General features: G+C 59.7%; 17 protein-coding genes. 9 read left to right on the top strand and 8 right to left on the bottom strand.

What is annotated here, in order from left to right; all coding sequences use genetic code 11:
- Positions 1–17 precede the first annotated feature (17 nt).
- Complete coding sequence (locus ACA069_RS15790) at positions 18–461, bottom strand: thioredoxin family protein (protein WP_497614203.1); 444 nt, start codon at positions 459–461, stop codon at positions 18–20.
- A gap of 348 nt (positions 462–809) precedes the next feature.
- On the opposite strand from ACA069_RS15790, the gene ACA069_RS15785 reads away from it, so the two are divergent.
- From ACA069_RS15785 to ACA069_RS15750, 8 genes are all read left to right on the top strand, one after another.
- Positions 810–1,658, top strand: a complete 849-nt coding sequence (locus tag ACA069_RS15785) for a transporter substrate-binding protein (RefSeq protein ID WP_497614201.1) — start codon at positions 810–812, stop codon at positions 1,656–1,658.
- A gap of 52 nt (positions 1,659–1,710) precedes the next feature.
- On the top strand, positions 1,711–2,373 hold the full coding sequence (locus ACA069_RS15780) for an amino acid ABC transporter permease (RefSeq protein ID WP_305438150.1): 663 nt from the start codon (positions 1,711–1,713) through the stop codon (positions 2,371–2,373).
- A 9-nt stretch (positions 2,374–2,382) separates the two neighbouring features.
- Entirely contained in the window at positions 2,383–3,045 is a 663-nt protein-coding gene (locus ACA069_RS15775; RefSeq protein ID WP_497614199.1) for an amino acid ABC transporter permease, read from the top strand.
- Positions 3,042–3,839, top strand: a complete 798-nt coding sequence (locus ACA069_RS15770) for an amino acid ABC transporter ATP-binding protein (protein WP_187679948.1) — start codon at positions 3,042–3,044, stop codon at positions 3,837–3,839. Before ACA069_RS15775 ends, ACA069_RS15770 begins: the two co-directional genes overlap by 4 nt.
- Before the next feature lie 31 nt (positions 3,840–3,870).
- Complete coding sequence (locus tag ACA069_RS15765) at positions 3,871–4,260, top strand: RidA family protein (RefSeq protein ID WP_007912330.1); 390 nt, start codon at positions 3,871–3,873, stop codon at positions 4,258–4,260.
- Between the two features lie 147 nt (positions 4,261–4,407).
- Positions 4,408–5,172, top strand: coding sequence for an IclR family transcriptional regulator (locus ACA069_RS15760; protein ID WP_187679954.1), 765 nt, complete (start codon positions 4,408–4,410; stop codon positions 5,170–5,172).
- A gap of 42 nt (positions 5,173–5,214) precedes the next feature.
- Entirely contained in the window at positions 5,215–6,429 is a 1,215-nt protein-coding gene (locus ACA069_RS15755) for an amino acid deaminase (protein ID WP_497614195.1), read from the top strand.
- Positions 6,430–6,514: 85 nt separating this feature from the next.
- A complete protein-coding gene (locus ACA069_RS15750) occupies positions 6,515–7,447 on the top strand; it encodes a sugar kinase (RefSeq protein WP_497614193.1) in 933 nt (310 codons plus the stop codon).
- Positions 7,448–7,517: 70 nt separating this feature from the next.
- Here ACA069_RS15750 and ACA069_RS15745 read toward each other — a convergent pair whose 3' ends face one another.
- Positions 7,518–7,793, bottom strand: a complete 276-nt coding sequence (locus ACA069_RS15745) for a peptidylprolyl isomerase (protein WP_007912322.1) — start codon at positions 7,791–7,793, stop codon at positions 7,518–7,520.
- A gap of 51 nt (positions 7,794–7,844) precedes the next feature.
- On the bottom strand, positions 7,845–10,382 hold the full coding sequence (locus ACA069_RS15740; protein ID WP_401263850.1) for a PAS domain-containing hybrid sensor histidine kinase/response regulator: 2,538 nt from the start codon (positions 10,380–10,382) through the stop codon (positions 7,845–7,847).
- A 130-nt stretch (positions 10,383–10,512) separates the two neighbouring features.
- Between ACA069_RS15740 and ACA069_RS15735 the strand changes: the two genes are divergently transcribed.
- A complete protein-coding gene (locus tag ACA069_RS15735) occupies positions 10,513–11,625 on the top strand; it encodes a PilT/PilU family type 4a pilus ATPase (RefSeq protein WP_497614191.1) in 1,113 nt (370 codons plus the stop codon).
- Between the two features lie 66 nt (positions 11,626–11,691).
- On the opposite strand, the gene ACA069_RS15730 is transcribed toward ACA069_RS15735, so the two are convergent.
- The 5 genes from ACA069_RS15730 to ACA069_RS15710 all read right to left on the bottom strand — a co-directional run bounded on the left by ACA069_RS15730 (position 11,692) and on the right by ACA069_RS15710 (position 19,226).
- Complete coding sequence (locus ACA069_RS15730; protein ID WP_497614190.1) at positions 11,692–13,647, bottom strand: acetoacetate--CoA ligase; 1,956 nt, start codon at positions 13,645–13,647, stop codon at positions 11,692–11,694.
- Positions 13,648–13,682: 35 nt separating this feature from the next.
- The gene (gene hbdH / locus ACA069_RS15725) at positions 13,683–14,456 is read right to left on the bottom strand and encodes a 3-hydroxybutyrate dehydrogenase (protein ID WP_489879497.1); all 774 of its coding nucleotides are present in this window, start codon (positions 14,454–14,456) and stop codon (positions 13,683–13,685) included.
- A gap of 7 nt (positions 14,457–14,463) precedes the next feature.
- Positions 14,464–15,855, bottom strand: coding sequence for a GntP family permease (locus ACA069_RS15720; RefSeq protein ID WP_187679939.1), 1,392 nt, complete (start codon positions 15,853–15,855; stop codon positions 14,464–14,466).
- Positions 15,856–16,148: 293 nt separating this feature from the next.
- The gene (locus ACA069_RS15715; protein ID WP_489879499.1) at positions 16,149–17,555 is read right to left on the bottom strand and encodes a sigma-54 interaction domain-containing protein; all 1,407 of its coding nucleotides are present in this window, start codon (positions 17,553–17,555) and stop codon (positions 16,149–16,151) included.
- 96 nt (positions 17,556–17,651) lie between these two features.
- A complete protein-coding gene (locus ACA069_RS15710; RefSeq protein ID WP_497614187.1) occupies positions 17,652–19,226 on the bottom strand; it encodes an ABC transporter ATP-binding protein in 1,575 nt (524 codons plus the stop codon).
- Between the last annotated feature and the right edge of the window lie 5 nt (positions 19,227–19,231).

Genomic DNA, 19,231 nt, shown 5'->3' with positions numbered 1-19,231 from the left:
GCAGCGTGCCGCAGCTCCTACAGGGATATCGCGTGGTGTCGAAGTGACTGCGCACGCGGGATGCTGCAATAGCTTCTCAAGGTGCGTCGAAGCCAACTCAAATCATGCCGCTGCTTACGCAGCACCATTGGTGCCTTGGTTTTGCCAATGTGCCGGGCGAAGTCAGCCGCCAACGTTTCTTCAGTGCCAATCCCCTTGAGTTTTTTCACCAGCCTGCCGTCCTGGTAGAACAGCACCGTTGGCGTGCCAGTCACCTGTGGATGGCGCGGCGATTCGCTGGTGTTAAGCATGTAGATATTGGCGCGATGCCGGTACGGCTCGGCAATCTGACGAAAAATCGGCCCGGCCCATTCGCAAGCAGGGCAGTGTTCGTTGGCGAAATACAGGATTACCGGGCGCCAGGTATTCAGGGCTTTGCGGTAGGTGTCGGGCAGGTCTGGACGCTGTGTTACAGGGCGCATATCAACCTCGTTGCACTGGTGATTTCGACTGGGTTGACGGTAATACTCCGCAAGGCGTTGATCTACTGTCAGAGTTGACAGGTGACAGTGCGAACCAGGTGTGCAGTTTCAATAATGTTGCACCGAGATGTGGCCCCGCTACCCGCAATGTGTGGCCTGCGGTAGCGCACGATGGAGGCACCTCGCTAGACACCGTCTTGTGCGACTCTCGTATCCCTTTGATTCCCCGAACATTTCAATCCGTTGCAGATTCCTCGCGAATCCTGTGGCACACTTTCTGCTGTCTATTCCGTAGTAACAAGCCGTGTTCCGGTATAGCGGAATAAACATCATCCTGGAGTGCTTGCCATGCATCGCCGACCTTCCTTGTTCAAAGCGTGTGTTTTTGTTCTTGCGGCTTCGTCCGCTGTCATGGGTATGGCCCAGGCAGCCGACAGCAAGCTCGACAGTGTTCTGGCCCGTGGGAAACTGATTGTGGGTACTGGCAGCACCAATGCGCCGTGGCACTTCCAAGGCGCGGACGGCAAGTTGCAGGGGTTTGATATCGACATCGCCAGGATGGTGGCCAAAGGTCTGTTCAACGATCCGAGCAAAGTCGAGTTCGTCGTTCAGTCGTCCGATGCACGGATTCCCAATCTGCTCACCGACAAGGTCGACATGAGCTGCCAGTTCATCACTGTGACCGCCAGCCGCGCCCAGCAAGTCGCCTTCACCCTGCCGTATTACCGCGAAGGCGTCGGCCTGTTGCTGCCGAACAACAGCAAGTACAAGGAAATCGAAGACCTGCAGGCTGCCGGCGACAGCGTCATTGTGGCCGTGCTGCAAAACGTCTATGCCGAGGAACTGGTGCACCAGGCACTGCCCAAGGCCAAGGTCGATCAGTACGACAGCGTCGATCTGATGTATCAGGCGGTGAACTCCGGCCGCGCCGATGCCGCCGCCACCGATCAGTCCTCGGTCAAATACCTGATGGTGCAGAACCCTGGCCGCTACCGCAGCCCGGCCTACGCCTGGAGCCCACAGACCTACGCCTGCGCGGTTAAACGCGGCGATCAGGACTGGTTGAACTTCGTCAACACCGCGCTGCATGAAGCCATGACCGGCGTTGAATTCCCGACTTACGCGGCGTCGTTCAAGCAGTGGTTTGGTGTGGATCTGCCGTCCCCAGCCATCGGTTTCCCTGTCGAATTCAAATGATCCCGTGAGAGTGGGGCGCCGATAACGCGCCCCGCTCAAGGTACTGCTGACCATGAACTATCAGTTGAACTTTGCCGCCGTGTGGCGCGATTTCGACACCTTGCTGGCGGGGCTCGGTCTGGGCCTCGAACTGGCGCTGGTGTCGATCGCCATCGGCTGCGTGATCGGCCTGCTGATGGCGTTTGCCTTGCTGTCAAAGCATCGCGCCTTGCGGGTGTTGGCTTCGGTGTACGTCACGGTGGTCCGTAACACGCCGATTCTGGTGTTGATTCTGTTGATCTATTTTGCCTTGCCGAGCCTGGGCATCCGCCTGGACAAGATCCCGTCGTTCATCATCACCCTGTCGCTGTATGCCGGGGCGTACCTGACCGAAGTGTTCCGAGGTGGTTTGCTCAGCATCCCGAAAGGTCTGCGCGAAGCCGGGCTGGCGATTGGCCTGGGCGAGTGGCAAGTGAAAGCCTACGTCACCGTGCCGGTGATGCTGCGCAACGTACTGCCGGCGCTGTCGAACAACTTCATTTCGCTGTTCAAGGACACCTCGCTGGCCGCCGCAATTGCGGTGCCGGAGCTGACCTATTACGCGCGCAAGATCAACGTCGAGAGCTACCGGGTGATCGAAACCTGGCTGGTGACCACGGCGCTGTATGTCGCGGCCTGTTACCTCATTGCCATGCTGCTGCGGTATCTCGAGCAGCGTCTGGCGATCCGCCGATAGGAGGCTGCGATGTACGAATCCCCCAGTTGGTTGCATGAATTGTGGGTGGCGCGCGAGCCACTCTGGCAAGGCTTCCTGACCAGTGTGCAGGCTTCGGCGCTGGCGATTCTGTTCGGCACGATTCTCGGTGTGTTTGCCGGTCTGGTGCTGACCTACGGCAAGTTCTGGATGCGCGCACCGTTCCGCTTTTACGTCGACATTATTCGCGGCACCCCGGTGTTTGTGCTGGTCCTGGCCTGTTTCTACATGGCGCCGGCGCTTGGCTGGCAGATCAGCGCGTTTCAGGCCGGCGCGTTGGGGCTGACGCTGTTCTGCGGCTCTCACGTCGCCGAGATCGTGCGCGGTGCGTTGCAAGCGTTGCCCCGTGGGCAGTTGGAAGCCAGCAAGGCCATCGGTCTGACGTTTTACCAATCCCTCGGCTATGTGCTGTTGCCCCAGGCACTGCGGCAGATCCTGCCAACCTGGGTCAACTCGTCCACCGAAATCGTCAAGGCATCGACCTTGCTTTCGGTGATCGGCGTCGCCGAATTGCTGCTCAGCACTCAACAGATCATCGCCCGGAACTTCATGACCCTGGAGTTCTATCTGTTCGCCGGTTTTCTGTTCTTCGTCATCAACTTCGGCATCGAATTACTCGGCCGGCACATTGAAAAGCGGGTGGCCTTGCCATGACTGAAGCTCAAGTTTCCAACGTTCAAAACGGCCAGCCACTGCTGGACATCCGTGGCCTGCATAAACAGTACGGCACTGTGGAGGTGCTTAAAGGCGTCGACCTGAGCATGCAACGCGGCAACGTCGTCACGCTGATCGGCTCCAGCGGTTCCGGCAAGACCACGCTGCTGCGCTGCGTGAACATGCTCGAAGAGTTCCAGGGCGGGCAGATCCTGCTTGAGGGCGAATCGATCGGCTATGACGAGGTCAACGGCAAACGCGTGCGCCATGGTGAAAAAGTCATCGCTCGCCATCGCGCCATGACCGGCATGGCGTTCCAGCAGTTCAATCTGTTCCCGCATCTGAGCGCGTTGCAGAACGTCACCCTGGGACTGCTCAAGGTGAAAAAGATGCACAAGGATGAAGCCGTGGTGCTGGCCGAGAAATGGCTGGAGCGGGTCGGCCTGCTGGAACGGCGCAATCACTTTCCCGGTCAGTTGTCCGGCGGTCAGCAACAGCGCGTGGCCATCGCCCGGGCGATTGCGATGAACCCGAGCCTGATGCTGTTCGATGAAGTCACTTCAGCCCTCGACCCGGAGTTGGTCGGCGAAGTGCTCAACGTGATCAAGGGCCTGGCCGAAGACGGCATGACCATGTTGCTGGTGACCCACGAGATGCGTTTCGCCTTCGAAGTCTCGGACAAAATCGTTTTCATGAACCAAGGGCGGATCGAAGAGCAGGGGCCTCCCAAGGAGCTGTTCGAACGCCCGCAATCACCGCGTCTGGCTGAGTTTCTGAAAAGCACGCGGTTCTGAATTTTCACTTTTGTAATCAGGAGAAACACCCATGAGCATTACGCGTTACGGTACCGGCAGCACCGCCGCTGGTGGTCAGCCTCGTCCATTCGCTCGCGCCGTTGAAGCGGATGGCTGGCTGCACGTGTCCGGCCAGGTGCCGGCAGTGGATGGCGAGATTATTGTTGGCGGCATCGTCGAGCAGACGCACCAGACCATGAAGAACCTGATCGCGATTCTCGAAGAGGCCGGTTACGGCCTGGAAGACGTGGTGCGTGCCGGCGTGTGGCTGGACGATCCGCGTGATTTCAGCAGTTTCAACAAAGTCTTCGGCGAGTACTTCAAACCGGAACACGCTCCGGCGCGGGCGTGTGTGCAAGCGAGCATGATGGTGGATTGCAAGGTTGAGATTGATTGCATTGCTTACAAGAAGAAGGCCTGAAATCTGTGCTGACTTCTTCGCGAGCAGGCTCGCTCCCACATTTGAAATGCAATCCCCTGTGGGAGCGAGCCTGCTCGCGAAAGCGGCCTACCAAGCGATGCAATACTCTCGGTAAACTCCCGGCGACTTTGAATGGGAACCACTGAAATGACCGAAGACACCATCAAACGCAGGGCCCGAGGTCTGGACCGGGCGTTCGATATCCTCGATTTCCTCAAGGAAGTCGGCCAGCCGCTGCGTCCGAATGACATCGCCAACGGCATCGGCAGCCCGAAATCCACGGTCTATGAACTGGTCGCCTCGTTGCTGGAGCGACGAATCCTGGAACCGGTGGGCAAGGACGGTCACGTCTATCTCGGCCGGCAGCTGTACTTCCTCGGTCAGGCGCATTTGCGCCATTTCGACCTCAGCCGCGAAGCCGATCACGCCTTGCAGGAGATCGTCAGCCAGACTCGCGAAACCGCGCAGATGTGCCTGCTCAACGGGCGCAAATACACCGTGGCGCTGATGAAGGAGGGCGAGCGGCACTTCCGCATTTCCTCTGATATCGGCGAGAACGCGCCGATCCCATGGACCGCGTCCGGGCGCTTGCTGCTCGCGCACCTGAGCGATCAGCAAATCATCGACCTGATCGACGAAGACGACTACATCCTGCCCGACGGTGAACGCCTGCCGCTGGAGCGGTTTTTGGCAGAAATCCGTCAGGCCGGCATCGATGGATTTTTCTCCTTCGACAGTGTTGCCGACACCTTCACCCATTGCTTCGCGGCACCGGTCAAAGACCCTTCCGGCGTTGCAATCTGCACCCTGTGCATCGTCGCCCCACGGGCCGACGCGAAGAACAATTACAACGACTATCGCCGGGTTCTGATCGAGAGTGCCAACAGCCTCGCCCGGCGAATCAACGAATAACCGCGGCTGTCTGCGCCGCGAATGAATGCGAGGAGTTTGACCATGACGACTGCCATCAATACTGCTGTGGAAAAGGGCGATGCCGCCATCGGCGCGCACCTGGTACGAGACGTCAGCCTGCCGGCGCTGGTGCTGCACCGCGGGGCGCTGGAGCACAACATTCGCTGGATGCAGAAGTTCGTCAGTGACAGCGGCGCCGAACTCGCGCCTCACGGCAAGACCAGCATGACCCCGGCCCTGTTCAAGCGTCAGCTTGACGCGGGCGCCTGGGGCATCACCCTCGCCAGCGCTACCCAGACCCGCGCGGCATATGCCCACGGCGTGCGCCGGGTGTTGATGGCCAACCAATTGGTCGGCACGCCGAACATGGCGCTGATTGCCGATCTGCTGGTCGATCCGTCGTTCGATTTCCATTGCATGGTCGATCATCCGGACAACGTTGCCGACCTCGGCGCCTACTTTGCTTCGCGCGGGGTGAAGCTCAACGTGATGATCGAGTACGGCGTGGTCGGTGGTCGTTGCGGGTGCCGCAGCGAGCAGGAAGTCATTGAGCTGGCCAAAGCGATTAACGCGCAACCTTCGTTGGCGCTTACCGGTATCGAAGGTTACGAAGGCGTGATTCACGGTGATCACGCGGTCAGCGGTATTCGCGCGTTCGCCGCGTCGCTGGTGCGTCTGGCGGTGCAATTGCAGAACAGCGGGGCGTTTGCCATTCCCAAGCCGATCATCACCGCTTCGGGATCGGCGTGGTATGACCTGATCGCCGAATCGTTCGAAGCGCAGAACGCTGGCGGCCGCTTCCTCAGTGTGTTGCGTCCGGGCAGCTACGTGGCACACGACCATGGCATCTACAAAGAAGCGCAGTGCTGCGTGCTCGATCGTCGTAGCGATTTGCATGAAGGCCTGCGGCCGGCGCTGGAAGTCTGGGCGCACGTACAGTCGATGCCGGAACCGGGGTTTGCGGTGATTGCCCTGGGCAAGCGTGATGTGGCGTTCGATGCCGGGCTGCCGGTGCCGCTGCTGCGTTACAAGGCAGGCGTGTTGCCGGCGGAGGGCGATGATGTCAGTGCATGCAAGGTGACAGCGGTGATGGATCAGCACGCGTTCATGACCGTGGCGCCGGGCGTTGAACTGCGCGTCGGCGACATCGTTTCCTTTGGTACTTCGCACCCGTGCCTGACCTTTGATAAGTGGCGCGTGGGGTTGCTGGTGGATGAGCAGTTGTCGGTGATCGAGAGCATGGAAACCTGTTTCTAAGACTCGAAACCGAGTAGTGATCATCGCTGGCTTGCCAGCGATGAGGCCAGACCAGACACCCGCGAATCAGCAGAGACACCACCCAATGACCACCCTCAGCCCCTTGGGCCCCAACGCCCCGCGCATCGCCCTGATAGGCGAATGCATGATCGAACTCCAGCAACGCGCCGATGGCAGCCTGCAGCAGAGCTTTGGCGGCGACACGCTCAACACTGCCGTTTACCTGTCTCGCGCCTTGGGCGACAAGGCTCAGGTCGATTACGTCACGGCGCTGGGCGATGACAGTTTCAGCGACGCCATGTGCCAGATCTGGACCAGCGAAGGTATTGGCCTTGACCTGGTGCAGCGCCTGCCCGGTCGCTTGCCGGGCTTGTATTGCATCCAGACTGACGCCAACGGCGAACGGCGCTTTCTCTACTGGCGCAACGAAGCGGCTGTGCGCGATTGCTTCACCACCCCGGCCGCCGAGCCGATTCTGGCCGCGTTGCCGGATTACGACGTGCTGTACTTCAGCGGCATCACCCTGGCCGTGCTCGGTGCGCAGGGCCGCGAAAGATTGATTCAGGTGTTGATCGAAGCGCGTCAGCGGGATGCACGGATTGTCTTCGACAATAACTACCGACCACGTTTGTGGGCGTCACTGGCAGACGCGCGGGCGGCCTATCGCAGCGTGTTGCCGCACATCGATCTGGCGTTGCTGACGGTGGATGACGAGCAGGCGCTGTTTGGTTTTGCCGATTGCGATGCGGTGTTCGACGCTTACGCGCAGATCGGCACGCCGGAAGTGGTGCTCAAGCGCGGCGCCGAGGCATGCCTGATTCGCTGTGACGGTGAAGCGTTTGAAGTGCCGGCGCAGAAGGTCGAGAAGGTCGTGGACACCACGGCGGCGGGGGATTCTTTCAGTGCGGCGTATCTGGCCAGTCGTTTGATGGGTGGCAGTCCCGCCGATGCAGCCGAAGCGGGACATAGGTTGGCAAGCCGGGTGATTCAAGTGCCGGGTGCGTTGATTCCGAAGTAAACGGTGAATGGCCGCTTGCTGTGCAATCGATTCGCGGGCTTGCCCGCGAAGAGGCCCGAAAGCCAACCCCTCAATCGCGGTAAAACACCTGCACCAGGTGATAACCGAACTTGCTCTTGATCGGTCCATGCACCGTACGCAGCGGCTTCTTGAAAATCACCGCATCAATCGCCCCCACCATCTGCCCCGGTCGCACTTCACCCAGATCACCGCCGCGTTTGCCGGACGGGCAGGTGGAAAATTTCTTGGCCAACACATCAAACGCTTCGCCCTTGGCGATACGTTGTTTGAGCTGTTCGGCCTCTTCGGCGGTTTTCACCAGAATGTGGCGGGCTTGGGCTTTCATCTTGCGATACCTGATAACGGGGTGAAGGCGGGGCGCGGATTATGCCTCAACTCAAGAGGTTTGGCTGATCATCGCGCGGATCTTGCTGGCCAATAGCTCGATGGAAAACGGTTTCGCCACCATGTCCATGCCGTCCTCGAGAAAGCCCTGGCGTTCGGCGGCTTTCTGAGCATAACCGGTCATGAACAATACTTTGAGGCCCGGGCGATGCTGACGGGCGATTTCCGCGAGTTGGCGACCATTCATGCCCGGCAGGCCGACGTCGGTAACCAGCAGGTCCACCCGTAGATCGGATTCGAGCAACGGCAGGGCCACCCGGGCGTCCTCGGCTTCGTGCGCCTGATAGCCCAACTCCTTGAGCAGATCGAGCACCAGCATGCGCACCGCCGGGTCGTCTTCGACCACCACCACGGATTCACCGGTGGCCGTGGCCGGTTGCGGCTCGGTGGGCTCGACTGGCAGACGTTCCGCTTCCAGGCCAACCATTCGCGGCAAGTACAGACGCACGCAGGTGCCTTGGCCGGGCAAGCTGTCGAGGCTGACATGCCCACCCGATTGCTGGGCAAAACCGTAAATCATCGACAGGCCGAGCCCGGTGCCCTGGCCGATCGGTTTGGTGGTGAAGAAGGGATCGAACGCCTTGGCCCTGACCGATGGCGTCATTCCCGTGCCGTTATCGCTGACCGCCAGCATCAGGTAATCGCCGGCCTTGACCGGTTCGAGGGTGGTGATGTCGCTGCCGTCGAGGAAGACGTTTGCCGTTTCGATCAGCAAGTCACCGCCCTCAGGCATGGCATCGCGGGCGTTGATCACCAGATTCAACAGGGCGTTTTCCAATTGACTGATGTCAGTGCTCACCGGCCACAAGTCGTCGGCCAACTTTAACTTGAGGTCGATTGGATCGCCCTTGGTGCGGCGGATCAGGTCTTCCAGCGAGTGAATGAGTTCGTTGACGTTCAGTTGCTTGCGATCCAGCGATTGCCGCCTCGAGAACGCCAGCAACCGGTGAGTCAAGGCGGCCGCACGGTTCGCCGAGGCGACGGCGGCTTCGGTAAAGCGGCCGATCTCGCTGGCGCGACCGTTGGCGATGTAGCGCTGCATCAGGTCGAGGCTGCCGATGATCCCGGTGAGCATGTTGTTGAAGTCGTGGGCAATGCCGCCGGTAAGCTGACCGACCGCCTCCATCTTCTGCGCATGGCGCAACGCATCTTCAGCGCGCTCGCGTTCGAACATCTCGTTCTGCAAACGCTGATTGGCCTGGGCCAATTGCTCGGTGCGGGCGCTGACACGCTCTTCAAGGGTTTCATTGAGGTTACGCAGGGCTTCTTCGGTTTTCTTGCGCTCGGATTCGTCGATCACAAAGATGTAGAAACCGTTGACCGAACCGTCCGCACCGTGGCGCGGCAGGTAATTCATCAGGGCATGGCGGCTGCTGCCGTCGCGGTGGGGCGTGTACAGGCTGAACGAACAGGATCGACCGGCGAGTGCTTCGGCGATATACGGCGCGCGCAGGAAATACGCTTCCTCACCGATCACTTCACGAATGGTTCGGCCGCACAGCTCTTGGGGTGTGAGGCCGTACCAGTCCAGATAAGCCGCATTATTGAGGCGAAAGCGTTCTTCGTGGTCGACATAACTGATCAGGATCGGCATGGCGTTGATGATCAGCTGCAACTCAGTCTGGCTCTGGCGCAACGCCTGTTCGGTGTGTTTGCGCTCGGTCAGGTCCAGCGCAGCGCCGAGAAAACGCACCGGCCGGCCATGGTGATCCTTGTAGCAGCGGCCGCGGGCAAACACCCAGCGTTGCTCACCGCCGGGCAGCAACAAGCGGTATTCCTCGGCATATTCGGTGCCGTGGGTGATGCAATGTTTGATGCTGCGAGCCACCAGCGCACGGTCTTCAGGATGGACTCCGTGCAGGTAATCACTGATGGGCAATTGCGCGGCGCGAGACGGATCAATGCCGTGCAATTGGGCGAAGTGGGCGTCGGCAATGAAGCGGTCTTCGCCGATATCCCAGTCCCAGGTACCGACCGCATCTGTCGCGGCGAGGGCCAGTTGCAAGCGCTCTTCGGTTTCGCGCTGAGCCTTGAGGCTGTCGTCGGAGCGCTGCTGCAGCTCCAGGGCGATACGTCGGCGCTCATTGGTTTCGATCGCCGTAACCAGAATTCCGGCGACCTGCGCGTTTTCATCGCGGATCGGGCTGTAGGTCAGATCCAGCCAGAAGTCGGTGTCTTTACCGTCGCGCTGCAGGGTGAAGCGTCGTTCACTGTAGGTGCGTACCTGGCCTTGCAGGACGGCGCTGTAAATCGGGTCAGTGAAGTCTCGAAGTTCCGGCCATATAAGGTGCGCAGGCTGTCCGAAAGCGTGGGGATGTTTGTTGCCGGCGAGCAGGGCGAAGCCGTTGTTATAAATTTGCGTGAGTTGCGGCCCCCACAACAACAGCATCGGCATCGGCGAATGAATCACGATATCCACCGCGGTACGCAGGCTCTGCGGCCAGGTTCCTGCCGCGCCCAGTGGACTGCGGCTCCAGTCGGTGCGGGCGATCAGTGCCTGCGCGTCGTCGTTGGTCGGTGCAGCGTTCATCACATCAATCCTGAGCGTCGGTCGGTGAGGCGGCGTCTATCATTGTTGCAGGCTATAGACGCTGTATGGCTCGTCGCGTCACGACGGCGGCCAATTCTGCTCATTGAATGCTTCGCAGGTGCTTTTTGCCATGGAAATCGATGCACTGTTATCTCGTTTGTCCAACTTACAGGGTTCTGACCTGTTCCTGTCTACCGCCGCGCCGCCCAGTGTAAGAGTAGACGGTGTACTGACGGCATTAAGCGACGAACCCTTCAAATCCGGTGAAATTGCCGCCATGGCGGCCTCACTGATGGACGCCGAGCAGCGCCGAGAGTTCGACCGGGATCTGGAAATGAATCTGGCGATCTCCCGAGCCGGGATTGGCCGCTTTCGGGTCAATATCTTCAAGCAACGCAACGATGTGTCGATCGTCATTCGCAATGTAAAACTCGACATTCCGCGTTTCGAAGACTTGAAACTGCCGCCGGTACTCCTCGAAACCGTGATGCTCAAACAAGGCTTGATCCTGTTTGTCGGCGCCACCGACTCGGGCAAGTCGACGTCGCTGGCAGCGTTGATCGATCACCGCAACCGCCACAGCACCGGGCACATCATCACCATCGAAGACCCGATCGAGTACATCCATCGGCACAGGCTGTCGATCATCAATCAGCGTGAAGTCGGCGTCGACACGCGCAGCTTTCATGCAGCGCTGAAAAACACCCTGCGCCAGGCGCCGGACGTCGTGCTGATCGGAGAAATCCGTGACCGCGAAACCATGGAACACGCCTTGGCATTTGCCGAAACCGGGCATCTGGTGCTTTCCACGTTGCACGCCAACAACGCCAACCAGGCGCTGGATCGGATTATCAACATGTTTGCCGAAGAGCGACGCCCGCAGCTGTTGCATGCGTTGGGTAACCACCTTAAAGCGTTTGTATCGCAACGACTGGTACGCACCCTGGACGGGCAGCGCAGAGCGGCGGTCGAGGTGATGCTGGGTACGCCGACGGTCGCGGATCTGATTCGCCGTAACGAGTTGGGGGAACTGAAGGCGATCATGGAGAAGTCTGCCGAGCTTGGGATGCAGACCTTTGATGCGGCGCTGTTTACGTTGGTCGTGGAAGGTGTCATCAGCGAGGAGGAGGCGCTCAACCATGCGGACTCAGTGAACAACCTGCGTCTGCGCCTGAAACTGCATGATGATAGGGTGCCCGGGCCGCCGCCAGCCGCTTCGGGGGAGTGGGGGTTGGTGGATTAGACAGCCTCAAAAGATCACAGCCTGCGCCGGGCGTGTCTCCCCGGCCGCAGGCTGTGATCTTTACGATCAACTGCGCAACTCGTTTCTATTGCGAAATTGCTCCAGTGCCTCCGGGTTGGCCAGCGCATCGGTGTTTTTCACCGGCTCTCCGTGCACCACGTTGCGCACCGCCAGCTCCACGACCTTGCCGCTGATGGTGCGCGGAATGTCGGCGACCTCGACAATCTTTGCCGGTACATGCCGTGGGGTGGTATTGGCGCGGATCACTTGGCGGATTCGTTGCTCCAATGCTTCATCCAGCTCGACGCCCTCGCGCAATTTCACAAACAGCACCACCCGCACATCATCCTGCCATTGCTGACCGATAGCCACGCTGTCCAGCACCTGCGAAATCTTCTCGACCTGGCGATAGATCTCCGCCGTACCGATGCGCACGCCGCCGGGATTGAGCACGGCGTCGGAGCGACCGTGGATCATCATCGCGCCATGGGGCAACTGTTCGGCGTAATCGCCCTGCGCCCAGACACCGGGGAACAGGCTGAAATAGGATTTGCGCAACTTTTCCCCATCGGCATCGTTCCACAACCCGATTGGCATCGCCGGAAAATGCCGCGTGCAGACCAGTTCACCCTTTTCGCCGATCACGGGTTGCCCGGCGTCATTCCACACTTCAACTGCCATGCCCAGGCTCTTGCCCATGATTTCACCGCGACGCACTGGCGACATCGGGTTGCCATTGACGAAGCAGGAAACGATGTCGGTACCGCCGGACATCGAAGCCAGGCACACGTCGGGTTTGAAGTCGCGGTACACGAAGTCATAACTCTGCGGCGACAACGCCGAGCCGGTGCAAAGCAGGGTTCTCAGGCTGCTGAGATTATGGCTCTCGCGCGGTCTGAGCCCGTTGCTTTCCAGCGTCGCGAGGTATTTGGGGCTGGTGCCGAAGACGCTGACGCGTTCGTCGTCGAGCAGATCCAGCAAACGCTCCGGGCCCGGGTGAAACGGCGAACCGTCGTACAGCACCACGGCGCTGCCGACCGCGAGTGCCGACACCAGCCAGTTCCACATCATCCAGCCGCAGGTGGTGTAGTAAAACAAGCGATCGCCTGGGCCGAGGTCGACGTGCAGGCCATGTTCCTTGACGTGTTGCAGCAGCACGCCGCCGGTGCTGTGCACGATGCATTTCGGCACGCCCGTGGTGCCACTGGAATACAGCACGTACAGCGGATGAGCGAAAGGCACCGGGACGAAGCGCGGCTCATCGCCGGGCTGATAAAAGTCGTCCCACAGGGTGACATTGGCTTGCGTGCGATAGTCTTCGATGCGCGCTTGCGCACGTGCATAGGGAACGATGATCAACTGTTGCAGCGATGGCAGTTGCGCAAGGATTTCATTGAGCTTCGTCGTCTGGTCTATCTCTTTGCCGGCATAGCGGTAACCGGCGCAGGTGATCAGGACTTTCGGTTCGATCTGGCCAAAACGATCAATCACGCCGTGGGTGCCGAAATCCGGCGAAGAGCACGACCAGATTGCCCCAAGGCTGGTGGTTGCGAGCATCGCCACCAGCGTCTGCCAGGTGTTGGGCATACACGCCGCCACCCGGTCGCCGAGACCCACGCCCACGGCTTGCAGACTGGCCTGGAAACCGGCGACCTGGTGAGCCAGTTCGGCCCAGCTCAATTGCTCGCGCTGACCGTTCTCGGCCAGACTTACCACCGCCACGGCGTCATCACGGCGCCGCAATAAATGTTCGGCAAAGTTTAGGGTGGCGCCGGGAAACCATTCGGCGCTGGGCATGTATTCACCTTCGCGTAACACGGCGTCTGGCTGGGTATGGAAGCGAATGTCGAAGAAGTCGACGATGGCTTGCCAGAACGCTTCACGCTCTTCGATGCTCCATTGGTGCAGGGCAGGGTAGCCTTCCAGATTGAGCGAATGGCGCTGATTGACGAAGCGTCGGAAGGTATCCATGCGCGACTTGGCGATGCGGTTGGCGTCGGGCTGCCAGAGGATGTCGGACATTTGTTTGCCTCTTGTTTTCCTGAAGGTGTCGCGGCTTATTGCGCCAACCACCCACCGTCAATATTCCACGCCGCACCACGCACCTGGCTGCCTGCTTCGCTGCACAGAAACAACACCAGTTCCCCCAGATGCTGCGGCGTAACGAACTCCAGCGATGGCTGTTTCTCGGCCAGCAAATCATGCTGCGCCTGCTGCGGATCGACGCCCTTGGCGGCGCGATCATCGATCTGCTTCTGCACCAGCGGCGTCAGTACCCAGCCCGGGCAAATCGCATTGCAGGTGACGTTGCTGGTCGCGGTTTCCAGACCGACCACTTTGGTCAGGCCGATCACCCCGTGTTTGGCAGCAACGTAAGCCGCTTTGCCTGTGGAACCGACCTGGCCGTGTACAGAGGCGATATTGATGATCCGCCCCCAGCCTTTGGAGCGCATGCCCGGCAGACTCAGGCGGGTGCTGTGAAACACCGAAGAGAGGTTGATGGCGATGATCGAGTCCCAGCGTTCAATCGGAAACTCTTCCACGGCGGCGACATGCTGGATGCCCGCGTTGTTGATGAGAATGTCCACGCCACCGAACTCGCGTTCGGCGTAGGTGATCATTTCGGCAATCTGCGCCGGGTCGCTGACATCCGCCGGATGATGGCCGACCTTGCCGCCGAACTGCGCCACCTCGCTAATCACTTTGGACGCATCGCCAAAGCCATTGAGAACAACATTGGCTCCAGCCTTGGCCAGCACGAGCGCAATGCCCAGGCCAATGCCGCTGGTGGAGCCGGTAACCAGTGCGGTCTTGCCAGTAAGAGTCGTCATGAATGCCTCACACAATGCCAGTGGCGTAGAAAGTGCCGATCACCACGAAAACCGCCAGGGTTTTGATCAGCGTAATACAGAAAATGTCTTTATAGGCTTCACGATGGGTCAGGCCAGTGACCGCCAACAGCGTGATGACCGCGCCGTTGTGCGGCAGGGTGTCCATGCCGCCGCTGGCCATCGCAGCCACGCGGTGCAACACCTCCAGCGGAATGTTCGCCGCATTGGCGGCGCTGATGAACTGCTCGGACATTGCCGCCAGCGCAATGCTCATGCCCCCCGAAGCAGAGCCGGTAATACCCGCGAGCAAGGTCACGGTGATCGCTTCGTTGACCAGTGGATTGGGGATTTGCTTGAGCCAGTCGGCCAGCACCAGAAAGCCCGGCAGCGAGGCGATCACTGCGCCGAAACCATATTCGGAAGCGGTGTTCATCGCTGCGAGTAACGCGCCACTGACCGCACTTTTGCTGCCCTCGGCCAGTTTGCTGCGAATCGCCTGAAAGCCGAACGCCAATACCATCAGAATCCCGACCAGCAATGCGGCTTGAACGGCCCAGATCGCCGTGAGTTTGGCGATTTCAGTGGTCACCGGTGTGGCCATGCCTGGCAGCGCCAAGCTGTGGGTCTTGCCGTACCACTGCGGAATCCAGTGGGTGAACAGCAGGTTCATGATGCCCACCGCCAACAACGGCGACAGCGCAAGCCAAGGGTTCGGCAGCGTCAGGTCTTCGGCGGTTTCCGGCTCGTTGCGCAGTTCGGTGCCATAGCCTTCACCGGCGCGTTGAGCCTTGTTGCGTTGACGTTGCAGAAACAGCATGCCGGCGCAGAACACGAAAATCGTGCCGATCACACCCAGCCACGGCGCCGCCCACGCGGTGGTATTGAAGAACGTGCTGGGGATGATGTTCTGGATTTGTGGTGTCCCGGGCAGGGCGTCCATGGTGAACGAAAACGCGCCGAGGGCGATGGTGGCCGGGATCAGACGTTTGGGGATGTTGCTCTGGCGAAACATCTCCGCCGCAAACGGGTAAACCGCGAACACCACCACGAACAGCGAAACGCCACCGTAGGTGAGGAGGGCGCAGACCAGCACGATCACCAGCATGGCCTGCTTTGTGCCTAACAGACGGATGGCCGCCGCAACGATCGAGCGCGAGAAACCCGACAGTTCGATCAATTTGCCGAACACGGCACCGAGCAGAAACACGGGGAAATACAGCTTGATGAAACCGACCATTTTCTCCATGAACACCCCTGTGAAGGCTGGGGCAACGGCGGACGGGTCAGTCAGCAGAACAGCGCCGAGCGCGGCGATGGGTGCGAAGAGGATAACGCTGTAGCCACGATACGCAGCGACCATCAACAGCGCCAGGGCTGCCAAGGCAATGATCACACTCATGGTGTGTCTCTCCAGAATTGTTATTTTTGTGGTTGAAACGGGTGTAGGAAGGGGCAAAGCGAGATGTGTGCCAAGTTGTTAACGTGTTGAAATTTAAGGAAATTATTCTCTATTTTGAATATGTGGATAGAGTTTTGTCTCAATCGGGAGATTTCGTCGGCCAAAAAAGGTCGCAGCCTTCGGCAGCTCCTACAATTTGAAGCCTATCCACCCTGTAGAAGCTGCCGAAGGCTGCGATCTTTTGATCTTTAAGGTCTTATCCAGAAATAGAGATAAGTATCTCTTTATTGAGACTAGACGATCCCCAGCGCCACCATTTTCTTGTACAGCGTCGACCGTCCAAGCCCCAATCTAGCCGCCGCCTCCGGCACCTTACCCCCGCATTGCGCAAGGGCAGACTGAATCAACTGCCGATCAAACCGCTCCCGCGCCTCAGCGAATGTCTCCTCGGCCAACGACTCAATCATCGGTGCCGAAGCACGCTCCACCGGCGTAAACGTACCGATGGCTGCGCGAATGTCGTTCTCGGTGAGCATCAGGTCATCACTCAGCAGCGCTGCTCGTTCCAGCACATTGCGCAGTTCTCGAATATTGCCCGGCCAGGCATGCTGCCCAAGCAACGTCAACGCTTCACGGTTCAGCTCATGTTGACTGCGAAGCTCTTCCAGAATGGCTTCGCTGAGTGCCGGCAGATCGTCGAGCCTTTCACGCAGCGGCGGTACATTGATCGGCAACACGTTGAGCCGGTAATAAAGGTCCGCGCGGAATTCGCCGCGTTTGATCGCCGCTTGCAGATCCGTCGACGTGGCGGCAATCACCCGCACATCACTTTGGATCACGTCGTTCGAACCCACCGGCTCGAACTCCTTCTCCTGCAGCACGCGCAGCAATTTGCTTTGCAGCGGCAGCGGCATGTCGCCGATTTCGTCAAGGAACAGCGTGCCGCCCTGAGCGATTTGCAGCTTGCCGGTACGGCCCTTGCGGTCGGCTCCGGTGAACGCGCCTGGGGCGGTGCCGAAAAACTCCGCTTCCAGCAGCGCCTCGGGAATCGCCGCGCTGTTGATGCTGACGAAGGCTTTGTGCGCTCGGGGTGAGGCACTGTGGATGGCTTGTGCCAGCAATTCCTTGCCGGTACCGGTTTCACCCAGCAGCAACACAGGAGACTCGGCACTCGCACTGCGCCGCGCACGGCGTTTGACGTCGAGGCTGGCGGCACTGGTGCCGATGAAATGGGCGAAGTTGTATTTGGTCTGCCGCGCGCGCAGCAAGGAGCGAGTCGAGGCCAGCTCTTCCTGCATGCTCAGGTAACGCTTGAGCATCGGCGACAGGGTACGCAACTCATCGAACAGGGCGAAGCCGATGGCGCCAATGACCGTGCCCGCGTCGTCGTGGATCGGCAGGCGCATCACTACCAGCGGTTCTTTTGGGGTGTCCTGCATGTCCAGCAGAATGGGGCGACCGGTGCGCACCACCTCACGCAGGAGACTTCCGGGGATCACCCTTTCACAGGGCTTGCCGATGGCGCCTGCGGCGGATTCCAGACCGAAACGCCGGGCGTAACGCTCATTCATCCAGACGATGTTGGCGTCACGATCGACAATCACCGTGCCTTCGCTCGACTGCTCGATGATCTCGAACAGCGAACGGATCGCCAGAGTGCGAACCCTTTGGTAGTCCTTGAGGCTTTCGGTGGTGTTCATGAAGGCTGGTCCGAGGTTTGTGTTGTCAGTGCCGACGCCATCGCGGGCTCGCCAGCGATGGCCACGACCGGGTTTCAAATCGAGCGCCGATTATGCCTATCCCGGATGCGCCGCCGCCAACAGCTCTTTGGTGTAAGGATGCTGCGGCGAATCAAACACCTCGTGACTGGCGCCACGCTCGACCACTTTACCGTCCTTGATCACGATCATGTCGTGGGCCAAAGCGCGGACCACCGCCAGGTCGTGGCTGATAAACAGATAGGTCAGACCATGTTTCTCCTGAAGCTGACGGAGCAGGGCGACCACTTGTTTCTGCACCGTGCGATCCAGTGCCGACGTCGGTTCATCCAGCAGGATCAGCGCCGGTTTCAGTACCAATGCCCGGGCGATGGCGATGCGCTGACGTTGACCGCCGGAAAACTCGTGAGGGTATCGATGACGACTTTCAGGATCGAGACCGACTTCCTTGAGTACACGGATCACTTGCTCATCGCATTCGCCAGCGGTGGATTCGCAATGCACTTCCAGGCCTTCGCTGATGATCTGTGCTACCGACATACGCGGGCTGAGGCTGCCGAACGGATCCTGAAACACCACTTGCATCTGCCGGCGCCAGGGTCGCAACTGCTTCTGATTGAGGCCGTCGAGCGCTTCGCCCTGGAAGCGGATACTGCCTTCGGAGTCGAGCAAACGAAGAATCGCCTGACCGAGTGTCGACTTGCCCGAACCGGACTCCCCGACGATGCCCAATGTCTTGCCGCGCTGAATGTTCAGGCTAATGCCGTCGACCGCGCGCAGGTATTGTTTGCGCTGAAACAGGCCGCCACCGACGGCAAATTCGACCCGCAGGTTATCGACTTCCAGCACGTTCTCACGCTCGTCCCTCGGCAGTGCTTCGCCTTCCGGTTCGGCATTGAGCAGGACGCAGCTGTAAGGATGTTTCGGCTCGGTAAACAGGGTTTCGCACGGTGCCTGTTCGACGATTTCTCCGGCCTTCATGACGCACACGCGTTGAGCGATGCTACGCACCAGATTGAGGTCGTGGCTGATCAGCAGTAGCGACATGCCCAAACGCTGTTGCAGGGATTTGAGCAGCAACAGGATCTTGCGTTGCACGGTGACGTCGAGCGCTGTAGTTGGCTCGTCGGCAATCAACAATTCCGGCTCGCAGGCCAGGGCCATGGCGATCATTACCCGCTGGCGTTGTCCGCCGGACAGTTGATGAGGGTAAGCCTTGAGCCGCTCCTTGGGTTTCTGGATGCCCACTAGTCCGAGCAGTTCGAGAATGCGTGCTTGCGCCGCTTTGCCACCGAGGCCGCGATGCAGCAGCAGGGTTTCGCCGATCTGTTTTTCGATGGTGTGCAGCGGATTGAGCGAGGTCATCGGCTCCTGAAAGATCATGGCGATACGGTTGCCGCGCAGTTCGCGCAGGACCTTGGGGTCTGCCCCTACCAGTTCCTGCCCGCGATAGCGAATGCTGCCGATGGTTTGCGCTTCACTGTCAGGCAGTAATTGCAGGATTGAATGAGCAGTCACCGATTTACCCGAGCCCGACTCGCCGACCAGCGCCAGGCACTCGCCAGGGCGGATGTCCAGGCACAGGTCGCGCACCACGGGCTGGCCATGGAAGGCAACGTTGAGGTTACGGATTTCAATCAGGTTGTCAGTCATGGCCA

The organism is Pseudomonas sp. LBUM1652 (assembly GCF_059716105.1).
This window is presented reverse-complemented; position numbering and strand designations above follow the sequence as displayed.